We start from the raw sequence: 19,173 nt of genomic DNA on the forward strand, positions 1-19,173 counted from the left end.
GGTCACCTCTTTATTTAGGATAGGATAAGCCGATAACTGGATTGACTAACGGAAGTAGTCCACTGATCTGACATTCCGCTCGGTCGCCGCTCACAATGGCAGTTGAGCCAGGAGTGCCGGTCATAATAATGTCCCCTGGCAGCAGTGTCATCAGCTGCGAGAAGTAGGACACCAGAAACCATGGCGAATAATACGAGTTACTGACACTATTCTGATGAATAACGTCGCCATTTCGCTTCGTTTCCACTGTTAAAGTTGTGAAATCCGGAATTTCGTCTAACGTAACCAGTTCGGGGCCGAAGCTAAAAAAAGTATCAAAGCATTTGGACTTCCCTAAGAAACGGGGGTTTTTCGCATGAATATCTTGTGCTGTCATATCTAACGTAGGCGTTATGCCCGCAATGAAGTTGTGTGCCTCGTCCTCTTTAATGTCCTTGCACGTCTTCCCGATGATGATGCCAATTTCTCCTTCGGCTGTAACATGGTTCGATTGTTTCGGAAGTATGATTGCATCTCCCGGACCGATTAGACTCGTATCCGGCTTCATGAAGATGATAGGGTCAGCAACTGGGGGTGTTGATGCAAGATCTTCAACCTTTTGACGATAATTCATTCCAATGCCCCATATTTTTCTAGGATATCGGTATAATGGTGCGCAAACGACGTCATCCCATTTCTGAGTTATCCTTTCCAGCAGTCTGTCAACATCGCTCTGTTGAAGCCATGTACGTAAACGTGTTTGCTCATCATTTTGCAATATAAGCCATACGCTCTCAGACCAAACTGTGCCTGCGGATTCATTGAGAGATTTAACGGGAATTACGCCATTCTTGCGAACAATTGCAGCCTCCTCACCTCGCTCGGTCCGAATGGATACTAATCTCATCATGTGGCTCCTTCGGGGTTTGGAATGAATTCAACTGCGCGATGTCAAAATCACAAAGCTCTGCGAGTGCCTGCGCCAATTGATCGGTAATGCGCTCCATGAATAAAGTCCCTTTGTCGGCAGTTGCTGAAGTAGCATCGCCCATGACACCTGAGGCTGATATGTCCGCTGTTTTCCATGCAAATCGAACCTTCCCCTCTAGTGTCAAATAACGGTATTTCTGCATGTCAGGAATTTCCTTCACAGCGTAAGCGTCGCTTACCCAATGGGGCTTGATGGCTTTCAAAAGCGATGTCTCATAGTCACCGCCATGAATGCCGAACTCACGTTCTACATCCGTTAACATATCTTCAAAGCTATCAAGCTGATGCGGCATGATATAGAAGACGGTCATCCCTGTTGCGATTCTGATTTCGCGTGAGACAAGGTTGAGTAAATCGACATTGCCGCCATGTGAGTTGAGCAGCAGCAGCTTGCGGAACCCGCTAAGATGTAAGCTGTGTGCGATATCCATGATCACATGCTGCAGCGTAGAAGAGGAGAGGGAGATTGTTCCCGCAAAACCGGTATGCTCATTGCTCTTTCCATAGGCGAGAGGAGGTAGCAGCCAAAGGGGGAGATCCGTGTCCAACTTCTCCATCGTTCTTGTCAACAGTGCCTCACCAATGAGGGCGTCCGTCATAACAGGAAGATGAGGACCATGCTGCTCAACAGCACCAATCGATAAAATGACAAGCGCCTTCTCCTTGGGCAATTCGGCTATTTCTCTGGAAGATAATCGGGGCAAAAAGCGCGCTTCCCACGCCGTACCCTCGTATCTGCTGAACATGTTGATCACCTCTTCCAATAGTTTCATGTTGGTTTATTTAGATTATGAATTGCTTTTTGCTCTTTCTAAAATGGTTACGGTGAGTGCAGACGGGTCTCGAGGTCTTGTCATTTCTGTTTCGCCATGATCGGCAAGGAGCTTTAATAGCATCTCACGCATTAAAATACCAGGTTGGTCCGAGTACATGTGTGTTTCCATTCTCATCCGGATATCCAACGGGAAGTCACTTTCTGTGCTTTCGAGAACGGCCATATCCTCATCGACAACGGCTCGGTCAAAAGCGATGACCGTCGCAGCAGGGACATCTGTCTCCTTGTCGCTGCGATACACGAATTGTACGAGGATGCAGGAATCGTTATCTATTGGTGTGGAGCAGGTGACAATAGAGTGCACCAGGCCATTCGGATAGGTCATATCGGATTGGCGGATAAAAGGCATGAACCATTGCCCAGACACGGTTCGTGTCGTTGTGGCACCTTCCACATTGATTGCCTTCACTTTGTCGTTCAGCTTGTTCGTTACGCCGAGCTCTGTAAAAGTTTCGAAGCCCCAGGCATTCGGGGTAATCTTGATTTTGGGAGGCACGGGATCATTCTTGTCTCCAAATGTATTATGGTGAACGAATGCAACGTGAGCACCGTCAAAGGAATTTTCCATCAGACGCATGCCTGCACAGTGGATCACTTCATAGAACTGATCGATCTGTCGGAAGGACGGATCATCTGCTCTTTTGAACTCAGGAATACCCATTAATGGTTCATCTAATGCAACCCAGACATAGCCGTAACGCTCTTCGCAGCGGTATGCTTTGATTTTATAAGCCTTGGGAGGGTCCTCTAGTTGGGATTGTGGGAAATAGGTGCATTTCCCATCACGATTAAAGGACCAACCATGATAGGGACAAACCACACAACCATTCTCAACAGTTCCACCTGACAACTTTGCTGTGCGGTGGCAGCATCGGTCGATAGCAGCGGCGGGCTGGCCTTTCTCATCGAGCCATAGAACAACTTTCTCGCCGAGCATGGTAATGGATTGAGGGCCATTTTGCAGATGGGAGACAGGGAGTACAGGGTAATAAAATTTCTTTAAAACAGGTTGTTGGGCTTGCAGCATAGGTGTTCCTCCTTCGTTTATAGCGTTTTATACTTACTGGATGCAGATGGGTTGCAGGTACTCTTGAAATAATTCGTGTGACCACTCCAGCAGTTTGAGATCTTGACCACGGCCTGCAAGGATGGATAACCCGATGGGACAACCGTCAAGCTGACCTAGTGGTAGAGTGATTTGTGGTAAACCCGCTAGACCTGCTATACATCCAAGCTGGAGAATACGGCTCCGATAATGACCATCCTCGCCAGGAAAGGGAGCTGGTCCTGGTGCTGTTGGGAGGATCAGAATTGTATCTTCGCCGAGCAGTTCTTGCACTGCTTGTTGTATCTGGTTTTTTTTGATGCTCTGCTGTATATAATCAGCTTGTTGTATCGAGCTAGCCCAGTCGAAACGTTCCTTAATGGCAGGATCGAAATCTGGCTGTGTCTGCTGGATCCAATTACTATGCTCTCGCCATATTTCATAACCTTGTACTGTGCGGAAGGAGGATACCCAAGTGGGAAGTCCTTCTGAGGCAACAGTCATCCATTCGCAGGGAAAAAGGTTCTCCAAACGGTGTAGATGATGCGTCATGGTTTCCAGATAACCCGGCTCGGTCATCGCCCAAGCCTCTTGGTCGAAGAGGACGCGACTGAAACGGGGACTAGCTGTTTTTGAACTAAGCAGAACCTTCCCAACGTGTAAAAGTGTCTCCGTATCACGAGCCATCCACCCGACGGTGTCGAAGCTGGGAGCTAGTGGAATCACACCTTCTAATGCAACAGCGCCATGTGAAGGTCGAAAGCCGATGATACCGCAATAAGCGGCTGGAATTCGAACTGATCCTGCGGTGTCGGTGCCTAGTGCGAAATCAACGAACCCGCTGGCGACGGCGGATGCTGAACCGCTGGAGGAACCGCCGGGAATGCGGCCCGGAGCCAATGGATTCAGAGGTGTTACGTAATGAATGTTTTCGCCGCTAAGGCTGAACATCAGCTCGTCCGTAAGCGTCATGCCTTGTAATTCAGCGCCTTTGTCAAGCAATTGCTCGATCACTTTAGCATGGCGTGTGGCAATTTCATGAGTACGCAGCCAATCAGGATTTCCAGCGGAATTCGTATGGCCACGGACAGAGAAAACATCTTTAACGGCAAAGGTTTTTCCCTTTAAGAGTCCTGACAATGTAGGTTGTACGTGGATGTCACGTTCAATAAATGGGTGCCTATTGCTGCTTTTCATGGATAACCTCCTTGCAGGGCGCTTATTTCTTTAAGCTTAGTCCTCGCAAAACGGCGAGATCTTCCTCATCTAAGCTAACCTCAGGTCCTGACTTGATTAATTTGGAAAAGCCCTCATCCGGAAGCATAGTCGTCAATACGTACAACCGTCCCTTGCCAGTGTTGATTACTTGATGGTTGTTTCCAGGAGGAACAACGAAAAATGAACTCGTCTGGATGGGGATTTCCATATCCCCCATAATCGCAATCCCTTCTCCAGCAAGCACATAAAAGTATTCATAAGCCTTAGAATGCTCATTAGGCGGCGTTTGTCCGTCTACATCGAAGATTTCAATAACAGAAACAAAGGGGACTTGCGTCTCATCACATAAAAGAACGAATTTATTACTGTCTTTGCTAGAAATTTTGTGTACGGGGCATCCCTCAAAGTGTCCTGCGATTCCGAGTTGCATAGTCATTCTCCTCTCTAGTAGGTGTGGCGATAGCTTCCAGCATATCAGTGGAATTTGCCACAAAGCCGTAGCATTGCTGAATGTTATATAGTGTAGCCTCGGTACAAAATGCAGGTGAGGTCGTCGCACAGCAGTCTTCTAATAAAATGCTGTCATATCCGAGGCACACCGCGTCTTGTAAAGTAGCCATGACGCACTGATCGATGTTGACGCCTGCAAACAGGATGGTGTCGATCGCCAAATTGCGCAGTATGCTGTCGAGCGGGGTATCCCAAAATCCGCTCATCCGATATTTATCAACATGGATGTCATCGACTTCGATATGCAGCCCATCTACGGGCGCAGCGCCCCAGCTTCCTTGCTCGAGTACATGCGAGCCGTTATGAGGTAGTGGTTCACCGATGCCAGTGCCCTCGCCTGTCGCATTGTACACATGCAGAACGGATGGGCAGAGGTTAAGCCGGTCGGGGCGATTGCCCCAATTGAGCCAGATTACAGGTACTTCTGCTAAACGTAGAGCTGGTAGGAGCTTATTAAGAGGATCAATTGGCTTTAAAAGGAGCTGCGTGTTGCCCCCGATATGGTCGAGCCACCCGCCGACGCTGCAAAAGTCATTTTGCATATCAACCACAATAATCGCCGTGCGTTGCAAATCAAGCGTAAGCTTGCGTGAGGCTACAGGGAATGTAATAGGTTGTGGCGGCTTGGGCGTGCGCTGTAGGATGACGTTATTTTTCGATACCTGCCAATAGCTAGAGGGGGTACCCAATTTGTGCATGCTATCACCTCGATTGTTTCATTCATAAATGGCGTTATGTCTTGCCTTCATCATAAGCCTAGGATGAAATTTATGTAAATATAGATAACATAAGTTTGGGTTACAACCTAAAAAATTCTTTGTCGTTTGTTTTAAAACCAATTCATGTTATATTAATTGACATTAAAGGCGTCTTAACTGCCACTTTTACAGGAAAGGGGTGTTATTCATGAATATCACGGTACAAGAAGCAATGACCATATATCCTTTATCCGAAGGGAAAATCGTGGCTGGGGCGGGAGGCATTTCGCGGATGATCAGCGCCTTAAATCTCATGGACGCCCCTGACATTTATAATTGGATGAAGCAGGGGGAGTTACTGCTGACAACAGGCTATGCCATGAAGGATTCTTCAGAGCTGTTTGTAGAATTATTACATAACCTCAATGAACGGGGTTCAGCCGGTTTGGGCATTAAGCTTGGACGTTATTGGAAAGAAATTCCTAGTACTGTGTTAAAGGAAGCGGACAGGTTGAACTTTCCTTTAATTGAACTGCCGTTTGAAATCACGTTCTCAGAGCAAATTACTGCGCTTTTTGGGGCGCAATTTGAAAGAAATACGAAGAAACTGAATCAAGTACTCGATATACAAAAGCAATTGGTCGATTTCGCCTTACAGGCGAATGAGCGCTCCAATTATTTTGAGGAAATTCAAGCCATTCTCCAATGTCCCTTTGCTGTTGTTGATGTACTGGGGAACCTTTTGTATAATGCAACAAGCGTAAGTCAGAAGGAACTACTTTCCCAATGGCCTTGGCAGCCGGAATATCGTTTAAGCCGGATGCTGGGCCAACTCACGTATCATATTCCTCTTTGGAAAAATAGCCAATTACTCGGATACTTTCTCGTGATGTCGTCAAGTTTAAGAAACTCAAGCTCGGATAAAGGGGTTTATCATCAGGCTGCAGTCATACTTTCCTATCATCTTGAAGAGATTCAGCTTCATCAGACGCTAACCATTGACCTTCGATTGGGTGAAGCGATTGAGCGCTATTTACAAGGAAGCTTATCGCTGGATGAGGTAGAGGAGCGAGCAAAGAGGCTGTCAGGAGACTTCTGGAAGGGAGCTTATCTCTGCATCGTAACACCGTTAAATGAGATGTCTTTGCATGAGCAGGTTCAGAAAAAAGTGTTCATTCGACAACTTCAAGATGCCATGAAAGATGCTCCGCCGCTGACAGAACTAACCTCCCATCATATGTTTGTACATAGCAAGCTGTTCTCTCTCATTCAAATCCCGGATAAACTGGGGGCCAACTTTACGACTATAAAGCGGATTGCGGGCAGCTATTCACAGCTCCTGAGGTTCCTTCTGAATGGGTCACCGTCCTCCTATATCAGCTCCATAAAACGAACATTAGAGAACTTCATGGTCGGGTACGAGGAATGCATGGAAACTCAACGACTTAGTGAGCAATTCGCGATAGATGAGCCAGACATTTATTTCTCGAATCTTGAATTCACCTATTTGCTTCGGCATGTACCTGCTGCGGTTATGAAAGCCTATACGAATACCCTCCTCCAACCCTTATTGCAAAAGGATGAGGAGTATATCACCGAAATGCTGAGGACGATCGGGTCCTATTTTGAACATAATGGCCTTATTAATGAAACGGCGAAGGACTTATTCATTCATCGGAATACCGTGTTATATCGGCTGGAGAAGATCGGTGAGTTGCTTCATCTAGATCTCAAAAATCCCAATGATCTGCTGCGAATTAAACTTGCACTCTTGTTTAAACAACTTCTATGATTCTCGTTCGATTGTCGTTCTATTGTAGGTGATTTGACGAGCAATCCCCTTCTAGCTACAATGAGTTTAAGCGTTTCAAGAATGAGGGTATGGGATGAAAAAAAGTAAACAAGCTACCATCGTCGATGTTGCCTCTGAGGCAGGCGTGTCCATTGCGACGGTGTCGAATGTTATTAACCGTAGGAAGGTTCCGATGTCACCGGAAACCATTCGCAAAGTAGAAGAAGCGGTCGTACGACTAGGATATCGCCGAAATGTTATGGCAACGAATTTAAGTCGGCGACGCTCGAATGAGTTAGGATTGATTCTTCCGCATTTTGGCGGGTATTATGGCAGATTTGCTGAGAAGCTGGAGCAGAGGTTTCACAGTTACGGCTATCATTTATCTGTATTCTCTGCGGCAGGCATGGATCCTGAAGTGGAAACGCGGCATATAGAGCATTTACTGCAACGACGAGTAGACGGATTAGTGTCCCATGGTTTGGCGATCAGCATGCATTCCACGCAGCAGTTAGTAGGTGAAGGCACGCCACTTGTCATCTTTAACGGCTGGGGGTGGCCGAATGAGATTACGAAGCTGGCGGTGAATTTGGATTTCGCCAAGGCTTCGAGCCAGGCTGTTCAGTATTTTCTTTCACATGGCTGCCGTGCTGTTTTCTATGCGGGAAGACGTAAGGGAATGGGTGCGAATGAACAACGAATCCAGGGGTTTTTGGCTGGGCTTGGTGACCGATCGGAGACGATCGTGCATGCGCTTTTGGATGCCGGAGAGTTAGGCGTGGCCGGTACTCTGAAAGAGGCGATTCGTGTGAGCGGTGAGCTGCGACCTATCGGCATTTACACGTTCAATGATGCGTTAGCGCTAGAATTGATTGCTGAATGCCATGCGAGAGGCATCCGTGTTCCCGAGGATGTACAGCTCATTGGGATGGATAATGAGCATTTTGCAAAAGCGAGCATTCCTTCCATTACGAGCTTCGAGATGCCAGTCGAGCTGCAAACACGATTAGTGGCGGCTTTCCTGATGCGGCAGATGGGTGAAGACGTAGACGTAGAAAGTGCGATGGAGCTGGATTCCTATCTGGCTCAGATGAAGGGGCATGAGCTGCTCATCGATATGGAGATGGTTGTGCGTAAATCTACGCATAACGAATAAAACCGTTAGTCACCTTGGGAGAGGTGATCAACGGTTTATTTGTTTATTTGGCTTGGAAGGAAGCATCCATCCAGTTGGTTATTCTAAGCGGGGGTTAGGCGCGCGTGTGGTTTTGTTGTTTCAGCTGCTTTTGCTGCCGCAGAAAATCTTTCCCGTATTCCCCGTGCGGATTAATGCCCGCGTGTTCGATTTGAATCGTGGCATGCTCGATGCCGTACTTGCTCTTCAGCGTCTCATTAATAGCGAGGATGACACAAAATGGCTGAATGCTGGGACTGATAAACACATGCGCAGTCAGGGAATAATGGTCGGTCGAAACCGCCCAGAGATGCATTTCGTGGACATCTTCTACGCCTTCAACTTTTGCGATCACGGAGCGGATTTCGTCTAGATTGAACTTTTCAGGGACGGATTCCATCAGGATCATGAAGGATTCTCGAATGATTTTGCTACCACCTGTAAAAATAATGCCCCCAATCACAATCGAAATTAACGGATCGAACCAGAGAAGACCTGAGTAATAAATTACAATGGCCGAAATGATGACACCTACCGAGCTTAATAAATCCCCGAAAAAATGCCAGAGCGCGCTTTGCACATTCAGATTGTCTTCCTCCTTGACGCTGTTATGGAGAACCAACGTGAGAACGAGGTTGACGACGAATCCGATCGAGGCAATGCCAAGCATGAGTCCCAATTGTATCGGTTGGGGGTGGAGGACACGTTGAACGGCTTCAATACAAATCCCCAAAGCGATGATGCAAAGCGCTAATCCGTTGAGGAAAGAAGCGACAATTTCAAAGCGCAAGAATCCGAACGTGAAGCGAGCATTGGGTTGGCGCGTAGCTAGTTGGATGGCAACCATGCTCAAACCAAGCGCAATAACATCAGAGATCATATGAGCCGAATCGGATAAAAGAGCAAGGGAATTGGAAAGCAGCCCTCCGATAATTTCAACAAGCGTAAAAAAGGCAGTTAATATGAGGGTGACCCATAGGGTTTTTCTTGACTTACTTTGTTCTTTCACATGGTGGAGATGATGATAGTCATACTCGACGCTCATAGGGTTCCTCCTTATTTAGAATAATTCTAATTAGTGTATACTTAGTATATGCCACTTAAGTGAAACGTGCAACTGGAATTGGGGAGGAATTTGAAGGTAAGGTGGAAGAGAAGTGCGAAGAGAAGTGCGAAGAGAAGGGTGAGGATGAGTGCGAAGAGAAGAGTGAGGATGAGTACGGAAAGAAGGATGAGGATACGAATCAAGAAAAGGGCGAAGAAAATAAAGCGTTTTCTAATTTGTAACAGAAATGAAATATTTCTGTTATGGTTCCATAATGTTCACTTGGTAATATAATAAACAAGACCCCCTTTTTAATATAAACTTTTAGAACCCGGCCCCGTTGGCTGGGTTCCTTTTTTTGTTCTAGCACAAATAACCCTTGTGGGGTAAGGGTTTATGGTGCTTAGGCTTATATTAAAAAGGAGTTCAGAAGCATTTGAAATGATTTTGAAATGATTCTTTCGTCATTCCGTTCTATATCCTTAAATTTTTTGAAACTGTAACGAAATAAAGGGAAGGAAACATCTATGTTTCACTTACTTGGGAGGGTTGCGTCCCTCGGTTTATTACATTATCATACAGATTAACAAATTCATTGTGAGCAGAATTATATGATAGATAACTGGAATCTAAATCATCCATCTCATGTGAAAATTTAGATTCACTAATTAATGCAGTAACCCTCAAGAGTAAACCCTGAAGAATGATCCTCAGTTGGTGGCTTTAATTCTAGACTTAAGTGCGAAAATAAATTATTTGCTTTACTTTTTAAACATTTTAATGCTAACCAATCTTCAACACCCAAACTATTTTCCCTCCTAAATATTATTCGATAAATAAATTCATTCCAAATTCCTTCAATCCAATAAACTCCCGTTAGATTAACGCAGCTGTTTAGTCTACAACTTTATTTTCACAAGATATTTCAAGTAATAACTATCAATTATTAAAGTGTTTTTTCAAAAAAAAGGGGAATTATCATTAGGTTTATTCTCATATCAACACTAATTGAACATAGAAAAATGAATACGAAAAATTAAGTAATAGAAGTTATATGCATGTCTTTTGAAGGGAAATAAGGATAATTGTCGAATATTGGAATATAGTACTTAAGATAAATTTATTTGGAAAGCTATTTAAGTTAGAAGACTAAATAATTCGTTGAAGCTTCATTGGCAAAAGTAATTGTTTAAAAGAACTGGAGTCGCTAAACAAATTCAGCTTACCGCCGTGTATTGAAAATGAAATCACTCAAACCCATGAGAGTGTGGCCGTGAAGGTACATCAACTTATATTTTAAATTAGGACTTACCCAGATGGAGAGAAGGGGCTGAGCACAATGCTCAGCCCCACTCTTGGTTGCAATCTGTAAATCAATCCGTATTAATACGAGTGTTTTAGTTTACACGGATGAACTGAACAATGAAATTGAAAAAGTAAAAGTAATTTAGAAGAAGTACATTATGTGTCCATCTTGATAGATATAATGAATAGTAGGTGGTGAGAAAATGAATGCAAGCATTGATTACAATGGAAACAAAGGATTTAGGCTACTGAATATTTATGAGAGGCTTAATAAAGGTGAAATTATAGCAAAAGTAGAACTTGCTGAATGTTTTGGAGTTACTCAAAAAACCATTCAAAGAGATATTGCTGATCTTCGTGCATATTTAGCGGAGACACATTTTGCTGTGAATAAGGTGTCGATTAAATACAACAAGATTAAAAATGGATATTATCTTATTAGAGTAGAACGAGATTGGCTGAAAAATGAAGAAATTATGGCTCTGTGTAAGATTTTATTAGAAAGCCGGGCTTTCTGTAAAGATGAAATAGATCGTCTTATTAGTAAACTTTTAACTCAAGTAGTGCCAATAGACCGTAAGAGTGTTGAAAATATGATAAGAAGTGAACAACATCATTATGTTCCATTACGCCATGAGAAGCAATTGTTTGGTATCTTGTGGGAACTAGCTCAGTTTATTACAAGTAATGAAATAGCACAGTTTTCTTACACAAGACAAGATGGTTTTATTAAGAAAAGAATGGTAAAGCCAGTTGCCATTATGTTTTCGGAGTATTATTTTTATCTTGCAGCTTATTTGGTAGATGGAAGCAAGGACTTTCCTACTATTTTCCGTATTGATCGTATAAGTGAATTACTAGGAACGAAGCAGAAATTTAATATCCCTTATAAGGACAAATTCAATGAGGGAGAGTTTCGTAAAAGAGTACAATTTATGTATTCAGGTGAACTTAGAAAAATTAAATTTGAATTTTGCGGTCCTTCAATTGAGGCTGTACTAGATAGACTACCAACCGCAGAAATTATTACAGAGCGAGATGGTGTTTATACAGTAAAAGCTGAGGTTTATGGTAATGGAATTGATATGTGGTTGAGAAGCCAAGGAGACAAAATAAAAGTATTATAAGGAGCGTTTTCATGATAACTGATTACAAACAAAAAAGAGAAAGTGTACTCAATGTTTTTTCATCTTATACCGATATATTTGAACATTTGAACGAACTAATCCCTCAAAATATTACTTATCAAGCTGAAAATATTAAAAATAATAAGTTTATCCTGATGGTTGCTGGAGAAGCAAAGAGTGGAAAATCAACTTTTATCAATGCATATTTAGGTAAAGAAGTCTTACCAATGGATGTTAAACAGTGTACTAGTGCAATAATCGAAATTGAATATGGTGAAACGTACGAATTGATTGCAGAATATGCTCAAGCACCCAAAAAGAGATTAATTAAAGAAAGTGAAATAATAGATTTTCTAACAAATCATGCTGCTTTGAAGGATGAGTATAGAGCAATTCCTGTTGCAGCAATTAATCATGAACTTTTAATAAAATATAACGGTAATCCTCCCAAGCGGATTGTAGAAGACTTAATCCTGGGAGTTAAAGATGATAACTTATATAATTTATCTGATAATGATTATACAAAAAGAATAAAGAATTATATTGAGGAAAATAGAAGTGGTTGGAAAAATATTGTAACAAATATTCAAATAAAATGGCCACTGGATCAACCTTTTAAGGGGATCACAATTATCGATAGTCCTGGTATTAATGCAATTGGAAGAGTAGGTCAGATCACGGAAGAATACATTGAAAAAGCTAATGCAATAATTTTTGTGAAGTCATTAAGTGGACAAGCATTAGAATCTTCAGCATTTAAAAAGTTTCTTCAAACAAAAAGTGCTGATAAGCACAAGGATACTATTTATCTTGTTCTAACAGGGGCATCGGATAAAAGTGAACTAGAACTAAATAAGTTGCTTTCAGAAGCCAAAAATATTTACAGCGAAATTCCTCAAAAAAGAATAATAAATGTAGATAGTAAATTACAGCTTATATTAAATCTATGTGCTAGTAAATCTGAAGATGACATCGATAAGTATTTTGATGATGCAGAAAAAAATGGAACACTTTTCCCTACAGCTGAGCGGCATTGGCTAAAAAGCAAGTGCCGTAAAGAGGCTTTTGTTGAATTGATGGAGCAACAATCTAATTTTTCAAGGGTCAATATGGCCTTGGAAGAGTTTGCGCGAAAAGCTCAATATTTTGCGTTACAAGAGCTTCTATTGTCAATAAGTAAATCTTATATAAAAATTATTGAAAAACTGAAAGAAAATATTGATTTAAATGAGCTTAAGATTACTGATCCAAAAGAATTGGAAAGAAAGATTCATCAAAAAAATGAAGAAATTAGCGAGATACGTAGAAAAATGAATGAGAGTATTGAAATAATTATTAATGATTATTCTGATTCAAAAACAGGGAAAATAATTCTCGAAGCAAATAAATCTATAGATGAATATAATAGTCAATTAAGTAAAATATCCGGAAAATCAATGAGTGAACTAGAAAAGCTTTCTTTTAATAGAATCGATGAACTTGGAAATTTTAAGAAAACCTTGGGAAACGAGATCATTCAAAAATGTAACGATGAGCTGATAAAAATAACAGCTGAGAACGAGATCATTCATCCATCGTTTATGGAGCCAGACTTTTCTCAAGGTGATTTTCTAGCGTTGAAAAACAGTACCGAAGGTGAGGCGGTTACGTATCGATCTATAGAAGAAGGAGCTACGTTCAAGAAAACTCGTACAGTTTCTGAATATTCAAAAGATATGCATTTTGAGTTGGTGAAAGATAGTATTATGAAACGCTTATTAATAATAAAGAACGATATTATTAATGATTTGCAAGATTATACAATAGAAGTAACAAAAATATACAAGATGAAATTAAGGGAGAACGCAGATGAGAAGAAAGCTGAGTATGATAATTTGTTAGAAAAAAAAGTGGAAAACGATATCATCCAGAAAGAAATAGAAGCTAAAAAAACTTCTATTGAACTACTGGTACAAAATTTGAATATAATTACGACTTTAAACGGAGGTATACGTAGTTATGTCAGCTAATATTGAAAACAATGTTAATATTTTAATTGATGAAATTGCAAAAGAAATTGCAAATATTAAAGTGTCTTCAAAAAACTATGATGTGACCACAAGAGAAATATGTTCCTATGTATCTTCGAAAGTTGCGGCCCAATGTAAAGGATTAATGTCAACTTTATATACAGAGTTATCGAGTGAAACACTAAAAGGTGAAATTTTTAAAGATAATGCAAATAAAAATAAGTTTTACGATTTGGATTTGCGATCCCATATTTATGAAAAATACAATTTTGAACCAGCAAATAAAATTAACTTTAAGGCTGCAAATTCTCAACTTGTTGCATTAGGTATTCCTGTTGGTGTATTTGGAATTGGTGTTGCATTAACTTTATCACTATCTAACATAATTGTTATTCCAGTAGCATTGGTAGTAGCGGTTCTATTGTATCCAGTAATTAAGAAGGGATTGGATAGTTTCAATAAACAACAATATTATGCTACAGTGCAAAAATATATGAATGGTTTGAAAATAGAATTGCTATCATGGTTTGACTCTATTCAAACCTATTATCTAAAGCAGGTAGATGAGTTAATTAAGACTTTATAGGAGATGCAAAATGTCAGATAATCAATTGTTGAAATTATCATCAGAACTTCAATCAGAGTTTGCATTAGATACCCAAATAATAGCAAATCAGACTATTGAATTATTAACTGAGTTTTATCCAATGTATATCAACGGAGATGAAGTAAATGAAACGAATGTCGAAAATGATACAGCAGGAATATTAAACTCTCTTCAATTTTATAAAATTGATTCTTGTACTATTGAAAAAACAGAAGATATAGCAAAGTTTCTGAATGAAAAAATGCAAAAGTTTATCTCTGCTTTATATTCCATTGGAATTTCATTTTGTTATGGGGTGAAATCTGATGGAAATAAATGCGACCTTGTTATAGGTATAAGTGGAAACACTAACAGTAGACTAGCTAAAAAAGTAATTGAAGGACTTTTATCTGGCATTAATCTTATTGATTGTAAAGATGATTTTCATTTTAAAAACTCAAACACACATTTCGGAATGATTAACGGGATACCATCTTTACTTATTGATAATAGACTACAGAAATTCGATTTAAGCTCTGTTATTAAAGCATTAAATGGTGAAAAGTTTACAGTCTTAATTATGGCTAAGCCGATTAGTGGTCAGGTTTTACAAAGTAAAAAAAGTACTGCTATTCAAATTAGAGATAATTGCATGTCAATAAGTAAAAGAAATGTTTCAAGGCAACAAAATATTACAAGAACAGAAAATGAAGCATTTTCTAATGGAACCCAAAGTAATATTAATGTAAATGTTAACGGTGGAGCTATTGGATTAGCTACAGGAGCAGGAATTGGTCTTGCAGTTGGAGGTCCGGGTGGTGCAATTATTGGCGGTGGAATAGGAATGTTAGTAGGACAGAGTGTTAGTGGTGGCTATAGTAAAGGAATAAGCGATAGCTATAGTAAATCTATCTCTGAAGCTATTAGTGAAGGTGGATCTATGTCTTTAGATATCCAAAATGGGTTTGCCATAGAGCTAATGAAATTAGCCGATAATTGTTTAGAAAGATTAAAACTTGGTCATAACACAGGTTTTTGGCAAACATCACTTACATATTCCGCAGATAATAAAATGGCAAGAGATTTGATACAAGGCTGTATATATGGTGAAATTGCAAAACCAAATCCTGAGCTACTGCCTCCTAGAATATATCAATTAGCTAATGAAGATTTAAGTTATGCGATAAGGGAGCAGCACGTACTAATCCCAAAAGGGTTATTTTCTGAAGAAAACTCCAGCACTTCAATATGTAGTTATATTAGTTCGCAGGAGTTAAGTGCTATATGTGCAATTCCTCAGGAAAATTCACCTGCATTTGAACTAAAAGAGGGAACTTTTTATCCTTTAATAGCTCCAAATGTAGCTGATAGAAGCAAAATAGAAATTGGAAATATTTGCGATGGTGAAAGAGCTTTAACAAATATTAGTTTTTCGTTTTCTAACGAAGACCTTAATAAACATACTTTTGTGTGCGGTATTACGGGGAGCGGAAAAACGAATACTGTCAAGGAAATACTAAGGAAATCAGGGAAACCATTTTTGGTTATCGAATCTGCCAAAAAAGAATACAGAAATTTGAAAGCAAAAAATAATAATATTGTAGTTTATACTTTAGGGAAACCTGAAATTAACTGTCCACAAATTAACCCGTTTTATATTCTGCCAGGTATTAGTCCACAAATGCACATAGACTTATTAAAGGATTTATTCAATGCATCATTTTCATTTTATGGCCCGATGCCATATATTTTAGAAAAATGCTTACATAACATATATACAAAAAAAGGTTGGAATTTAACTCTTGGTTATCATCCTTATTTAGTTAATAAAAAAAGTCAATTAGATTTGTTTGATGCAAGTATTATTGCAGAAAAGTATAGTAATTCTACACATACATATATATTTCCAACTATGAGTGATTTAAAAGAGGAAATAGAAAACTATATACTCCACGAACTCGAATATGATGGAGAAATGTCTGGAAACATTAAAACCGCAATTAAAACCCGTCTTGAAAGTTTATGTGTTGGAGCCAAGGGGTATATGTATAACACAACCAATGTGCTCAACTGGACAGATATATTGGCTTCAAAATGTGTTTTTGAAATGGAAGGTTTGGCGGATGATTCAGATAAAGCATTTTCTGTTGGTCTACTTGTGATTTTCATAAGTGAACAAAGACAAGTTGAAAAAGAAATAGAACAAAACACTGATGCTGAACTGAAGCACTTGCTCGTCATTGAAGAAGCACACAGGCTTTTAAAGAATGTGGAAACTGAGAAAACTAGTGAAAATATGGGTAATCCAAAAGGAAAAGCGGTTGAACATTTTACAAACATGATTGCTGAAATGCGATCTTATGGTCAGGGGGTAATTATTGCAGAGCAAATTCCAACAAAAATTGCTCCTGATGTAATAAAAAATACTTCTAATAAGATAGTCCACAGGATTGTATCAGCTGACGATCAAGCAGTTATCAGCAACTCAATATGCATACCAACTGAAAAAGGAATATATTTAGGTGTTCAAAAAACTGGATATGCATTATGTCATAAAGAAGGAATGTCTTTGCCTGTATCAGTAAAAGTCTCAAGAGTTGAGAACTGCCTGATTAAAGATGCAGACCTGTATATGAGGGATGTTGCAGAAAGATTTGAAAGTATTAATGAGAGTGCCGTTTCAGATGCTCTAGGTAAAATATTTGAACTAAAAAGTATTCCTCTTTTAGCAAATTTAATGATTTCCAACTATGAAGTATGCTATCAAGCAATTAGTTTGACAAAAGAATTATTGTTTAAAAAATCTAAAGAAAATAACGTTAGTTTCATTTCAGGAACAAACGGAAAAGATACTATTTCATTATTATTATCTAAATCAATTTTGAAAATAGTTACTTGGGGTGTTTTCTCAAACAATGAAGTTATTGATTCAAAAATATCCGATGCATTAATAGAAACAATTAAATCACCTCATGAAAGTGCTATTATAAACTTAAAAGATGTTCTATCGACATTTTATAGTGAGGACACGAAAAAAAGAGGCATAAACATTATTGTCGAATTAGTGTTTAATTATTACTATTCACAAAACCAATCAGATGTAAATCTTAATGACATTATTTCACAGTGGTTTGTAGTGAACGATGAGGACACGATTAATGAGATCATTAATTGTGTTATGAAAAGAGGTTGTGCAATTGGCGCTTGAATTGCTAACTAAATTAGTATCTGAGGTTGCAAAAACAGATATCAGCAAAGAATTTACAAAAAAGCTTGAAGCTTCAGAGTTGAAAAAAGCTATGTCAGTTATCGAGCAGATAGAAAAAGTTAAAAATATGCCATTGCAACAACTTGAACTTTTAAATGATAAAATTGCATCGGAAAATACAACTGAAGTAAAAAAAGGGTTAAGCGATGAAGAAAAGACAAAAATAAAAAAAGAAACGGATTGGTCAGATAAAATTATTGATGCTATGGGATCCATAGAAGAATATGAAATTTACAAGAAAGCTGGTTTGCAAGAAGCTGAAATTGACGGTAAAAAATGTCTTATTAGAACTGATATTGATATGGATCAAAAAGACGAATTCGGCAGAACTAATAAAGAAAGAATGGAAAATGGTCAATCTCCAATTAGCAAAAATGGTGAGACGGTAGAACTACACCATATAGGACAAAAATCTGATTCACCCCTTGCTGAATTGACCACTAAAGAGCATCGCGGAGTAGGAAATGATACTATTCTTCATGATAAGCAAAAAGAATCAGAAATCGATAGGAATGAATTTAAAAAAGTGCGCGAAATTCATTGGGAAAGTAGAGCCAATGAGCAGAAGGGAGTAAAATGATGGAGAATATTATTAGTGCCATTGAAAAACTTCGGAATTTAAGGCATTTAGAGGCAGCAACAGATGAACAAATAGAACTAGCACAAAGGCAATTAGGCTTACTTTTTTCCGTAGATTTTAAGCAATATTTAAAAAAATATGGAGTTATATCAGCTAAAGGTATTGAACTCACAGGTATTACGTCATCGCCACGATTGAATGTAGTTGAAGTAACAAAGAGTGAACGTGAATTAAATAAGATTCCAAACGATTTATATGTTATTGAAAACATAGCAATTGAAGGAATAATATTGCTCCAAAATAGTTTAGGCGAGATTTATGAACTCACTCATAATTCAAAAATACAAAAGAAATACAATAGTATTTATGAATATCTTGAAACTGAACACAACAATTAAATTCCTAATATTTTTAGTAAAGGGGTATGACAAAGTCTAATGTAGGTTACCTTTCTCCAAAAGAAAAAACTTTTAATTCAAGGGTTTATTCCACCGCGGCAAATGGAAGCCAAATCTTTAAAGAACAGTAGCCATTTGAACAAATCGCTAATAATATAAATGATTTTGTTTATTCAGTTTATTTAACTCTAACAATGATTTTCAATATACTCCGTCAGAACGATATTCGTGTAATCTTCGCGAAGATGTAATATATTGTGATAACGATTATAGGCTTTATAGTTAAAATTCTTTGTAGGACTGCCCCTCCGTCAATTGACTAGAATAGAGTTTGCTCCAAAGAATAGCGTTCTTTTATCAATGTCTTATCGTTTAAACAACTAGATTTCTATATTTACGAGTTTACCATCGGCTATTTTGGCATGTATGTCTAAGATGGATGGATTGCTTGTCATGCAAAGTATCTTTGTCTAAATAGGGGATTAACAGTGGAAGCTCCCGTAAGTAGAGAATCGTCAGAATCGATCAACGTATTATTCGGAAATGTAAGAAATACGTTGTTGTTCTCATCACTGCCGAAAAATCTTTTGAATACAAAGTCATTTCGAGGATCA

At 39.3% G+C, this 19,173-nt stretch carries 17 protein-coding genes and 1 pseudogene; 9 read left to right on the forward strand and 9 right to left on the reverse strand.

The genetic code is table 11. The features are described from left to right. Window positions 1–10: 10 nt before the first annotated feature. The 6 genes from HQN88_RS27135 to HQN88_RS27160 are packed head-to-tail and all read right to left on the reverse strand — an operon-like array spanning window position 11 to window position 5,275. On the reverse strand, window positions 11–889 hold the full coding sequence (locus HQN88_RS27135) for a fumarylacetoacetate hydrolase family protein (protein WP_246320486.1): 879 nt from the start codon (window positions 887–889) through the stop codon (window positions 11–13). Next, a complete protein-coding gene (locus tag HQN88_RS27140) occupies window positions 852–1,715 on the reverse strand; it encodes a creatininase family protein (protein WP_173118385.1) in 864 nt (287 codons plus the stop codon). The genes HQN88_RS27135 and HQN88_RS27140 overlap by 38 nt, the downstream gene beginning before the upstream one ends. Window positions 1,716–1,757: 42 nt before the next feature. Further along, window positions 1,758–2,831 (reverse strand): aromatic ring-hydroxylating dioxygenase subunit alpha, encoded by a 1,074-nt coding sequence (locus HQN88_RS27145; RefSeq protein WP_173118387.1) that lies wholly within the window; start codon window positions 2,829–2,831, stop codon window positions 1,758–1,760. 33 nt (window positions 2,832–2,864) lie between these two features. Next, complete coding sequence (locus HQN88_RS27150; RefSeq protein WP_173118389.1) at window positions 2,865–4,046, reverse strand: amidase; 1,182 nt, start codon at window positions 4,044–4,046, stop codon at window positions 2,865–2,867. 22 nt (window positions 4,047–4,068) lie between these two features. Beyond that, window positions 4,069–4,497 carry a cupin domain-containing protein gene (locus HQN88_RS27155; protein WP_173118390.1) on the reverse strand — a complete coding sequence of 143 codons (429 nt, stop codon included), beginning with the start codon at window positions 4,495–4,497 and terminating at the stop codon, window positions 4,069–4,071. Then, complete coding sequence (locus HQN88_RS27160) at window positions 4,469–5,275, reverse strand: cysteine hydrolase family protein (RefSeq protein ID WP_173118392.1); 807 nt, start codon at window positions 5,273–5,275, stop codon at window positions 4,469–4,471. The genes HQN88_RS27155 and HQN88_RS27160 overlap by 29 nt, the downstream gene beginning before the upstream one ends. A 208-nt stretch (window positions 5,276–5,483) precedes the next feature. Here HQN88_RS27160 and HQN88_RS27165 point away from each other — a divergent pair, with 208 nt between their 5' ends. After that, window positions 5,484–7,067, forward strand: coding sequence for a PucR family transcriptional regulator (locus HQN88_RS27165; RefSeq protein WP_173118394.1), 1,584 nt, complete (start codon window positions 5,484–5,486; stop codon window positions 7,065–7,067). Window positions 7,068–7,161: 94 nt separating this feature from the next. Further along, on the forward strand, window positions 7,162–8,223 hold the full coding sequence (locus HQN88_RS27170) for a LacI family DNA-binding transcriptional regulator (RefSeq protein WP_173118396.1): 1,062 nt from the start codon (window positions 7,162–7,164) through the stop codon (window positions 8,221–8,223). A gap of 94 nt (window positions 8,224–8,317) precedes the next feature. Here HQN88_RS27170 and HQN88_RS27175 read toward each other — a convergent pair whose 3' ends face one another. After that, window positions 8,318–9,286, reverse strand: a complete 969-nt coding sequence (locus HQN88_RS27175) for a cation diffusion facilitator family transporter (protein ID WP_173118398.1) — start codon at window positions 9,284–9,286, stop codon at window positions 8,318–8,320. A gap of 101 nt (window positions 9,287–9,387) precedes the next feature. Here HQN88_RS27175 and HQN88_RS27180 point away from each other — a divergent pair, with 101 nt between their 5' ends. Continuing rightward, a complete protein-coding gene (locus HQN88_RS27180; RefSeq protein WP_173118400.1) occupies window positions 9,388–9,528 on the forward strand; it encodes a hypothetical protein in 141 nt (46 codons plus the stop codon). A 422-nt stretch (window positions 9,529–9,950) separates the two neighbouring features. On the opposite strand, the gene HQN88_RS27185 is transcribed toward HQN88_RS27180, so the two are convergent. After that, on the reverse strand, window positions 9,951–10,091 hold the full coding sequence (locus HQN88_RS27185; protein ID WP_173118402.1) for a hypothetical protein: 141 nt from the start codon (window positions 10,089–10,091) through the stop codon (window positions 9,951–9,953). Between the two features lie 703 nt (window positions 10,092–10,794). On the opposite strand from HQN88_RS27185, the gene HQN88_RS27190 reads away from it, so the two are divergent. Genes HQN88_RS27190 through HQN88_RS27215 form a run of 6 tightly spaced genes read left to right on the forward strand, consistent with a single transcriptional unit; the run spans window position 10,795 to window position 18,559 of the window. Beyond that, a complete protein-coding gene (locus HQN88_RS27190) occupies window positions 10,795–11,718 on the forward strand; it encodes a helix-turn-helix transcriptional regulator (protein WP_173118405.1) in 924 nt (307 codons plus the stop codon). Between the two features lie 11 nt (window positions 11,719–11,729). Beyond that, on the forward strand, window positions 11,730–13,727 hold the full coding sequence (locus HQN88_RS27195; protein WP_173118406.1) for a dynamin family protein: 1,998 nt from the start codon (window positions 11,730–11,732) through the stop codon (window positions 13,725–13,727). After that, window positions 13,717–14,313: a hypothetical protein gene (locus HQN88_RS27200; protein ID WP_173118408.1), complete on the forward strand. Its 597-nt coding sequence runs from the start codon at window positions 13,717–13,719 to the stop codon at window positions 14,311–14,313. The genes HQN88_RS27195 and HQN88_RS27200 overlap by 11 nt, the downstream gene beginning before the upstream one ends. Before the next feature lie 10 nt (window positions 14,314–14,323). Beyond that, complete coding sequence (locus HQN88_RS27205) at window positions 14,324–17,521, forward strand: ATP-binding protein (protein WP_173118410.1); 3,198 nt, start codon at window positions 14,324–14,326, stop codon at window positions 17,519–17,521. Further along, window positions 17,511–18,161 (forward strand): HNH/ENDO VII family nuclease, encoded by a 651-nt coding sequence (locus HQN88_RS27210; protein ID WP_216855848.1) that lies wholly within the window; start codon window positions 17,511–17,513, stop codon window positions 18,159–18,161. Before HQN88_RS27205 ends, HQN88_RS27210 begins: the two co-directional genes overlap by 11 nt. Then, a complete protein-coding gene (locus tag HQN88_RS27215; RefSeq protein WP_173118412.1) occupies window positions 18,158–18,559 on the forward strand; it encodes an SMI1/KNR4 family protein in 402 nt (133 codons plus the stop codon). The genes HQN88_RS27210 and HQN88_RS27215 overlap by 4 nt, the downstream gene beginning before the upstream one ends. 451 nt (window positions 18,560–19,010) lie before the next feature. Here the strand turns inward: HQN88_RS27215 and HQN88_RS38705 are convergent. Continuing rightward, window positions 19,011–19,157, reverse strand: a pseudogene (locus HQN88_RS38705) (hypothetical protein); the annotation flags it as partial. Window positions 19,158–19,173 lie beyond the last annotated feature (16 nt).

It is taken from the genome of Paenibacillus qinlingensis, assembly GCF_013204845.1.
GTDB lineage: Bacteria > Bacillota > Bacilli > Paenibacillales > NBRC-103111 > Paenibacillus_E > Paenibacillus_E qinlingensis.

Excerpts from the sequence above, each read along its gene's own strand:
- HQN88_RS27150 (WP_173118389.1), bottom strand. The coding sequence starts at position 4,046 with ATGAAAAGCAGCAATAGGCACCCATTTATTGAACGTGACATCCACGTA.
- HQN88_RS27195 (WP_173118406.1), top strand. The coding sequence starts at position 11,730 with ATGATAACTGATTACAAACAAAAAAGAGAAAGTGTACTCAATGTTTTT.
- HQN88_RS27190 (WP_173118405.1), top strand. The coding sequence starts at position 10,795 with ATGAATGCAAGCATTGATTACAATGGAAACAAAGGATTTAGGCTACTG.
- HQN88_RS27175 (WP_173118398.1), bottom strand. The coding sequence starts at position 9,286 with ATGAGCGTCGAGTATGACTATCATCATCTCCACCATGTGAAAGAACAA.
- HQN88_RS27165 (WP_173118394.1), top strand. The coding sequence starts at position 5,484 with ATGAATATCACGGTACAAGAAGCAATGACCATATATCCTTTATCCGAA.
- HQN88_RS27205 (WP_173118410.1), top strand. The coding sequence starts at position 14,324 with ATGTCAGATAATCAATTGTTGAAATTATCATCAGAACTTCAATCAGAG.
- HQN88_RS27215 (WP_173118412.1), top strand. The coding sequence starts at position 18,158 with ATGATGGAGAATATTATTAGTGCCATTGAAAAACTTCGGAATTTAAGG.
- HQN88_RS27200 (WP_173118408.1), top strand. The coding sequence starts at position 13,717 with ATGTCAGCTAATATTGAAAACAATGTTAATATTTTAATTGATGAAATT.
- HQN88_RS27145 (WP_173118387.1), bottom strand. The coding sequence starts at position 2,831 with ATGCTGCAAGCCCAACAACCTGTTTTAAAGAAATTTTATTACCCTGTA.
- HQN88_RS27140 (WP_173118385.1), bottom strand. The coding sequence starts at position 1,715 with ATGTTCAGCAGATACGAGGGTACGGCGTGGGAAGCGCGCTTTTTGCCC.
- HQN88_RS27160 (WP_173118392.1), bottom strand. The coding sequence starts at position 5,275 with ATGCACAAATTGGGTACCCCCTCTAGCTATTGGCAGGTATCGAAAAAT.
- HQN88_RS27170 (WP_173118396.1), top strand. The coding sequence starts at position 7,162 with ATGAAAAAAAGTAAACAAGCTACCATCGTCGATGTTGCCTCTGAGGCA.
- HQN88_RS27135 (WP_246320486.1), bottom strand. The coding sequence starts at position 889 with ATGATGAGATTAGTATCCATTCGGACCGAGCGAGGTGAGGAGGCTGCA.
- HQN88_RS27155 (WP_173118390.1), bottom strand. The coding sequence starts at position 4,497 with ATGCAACTCGGAATCGCAGGACACTTTGAGGGATGCCCCGTACACAAA.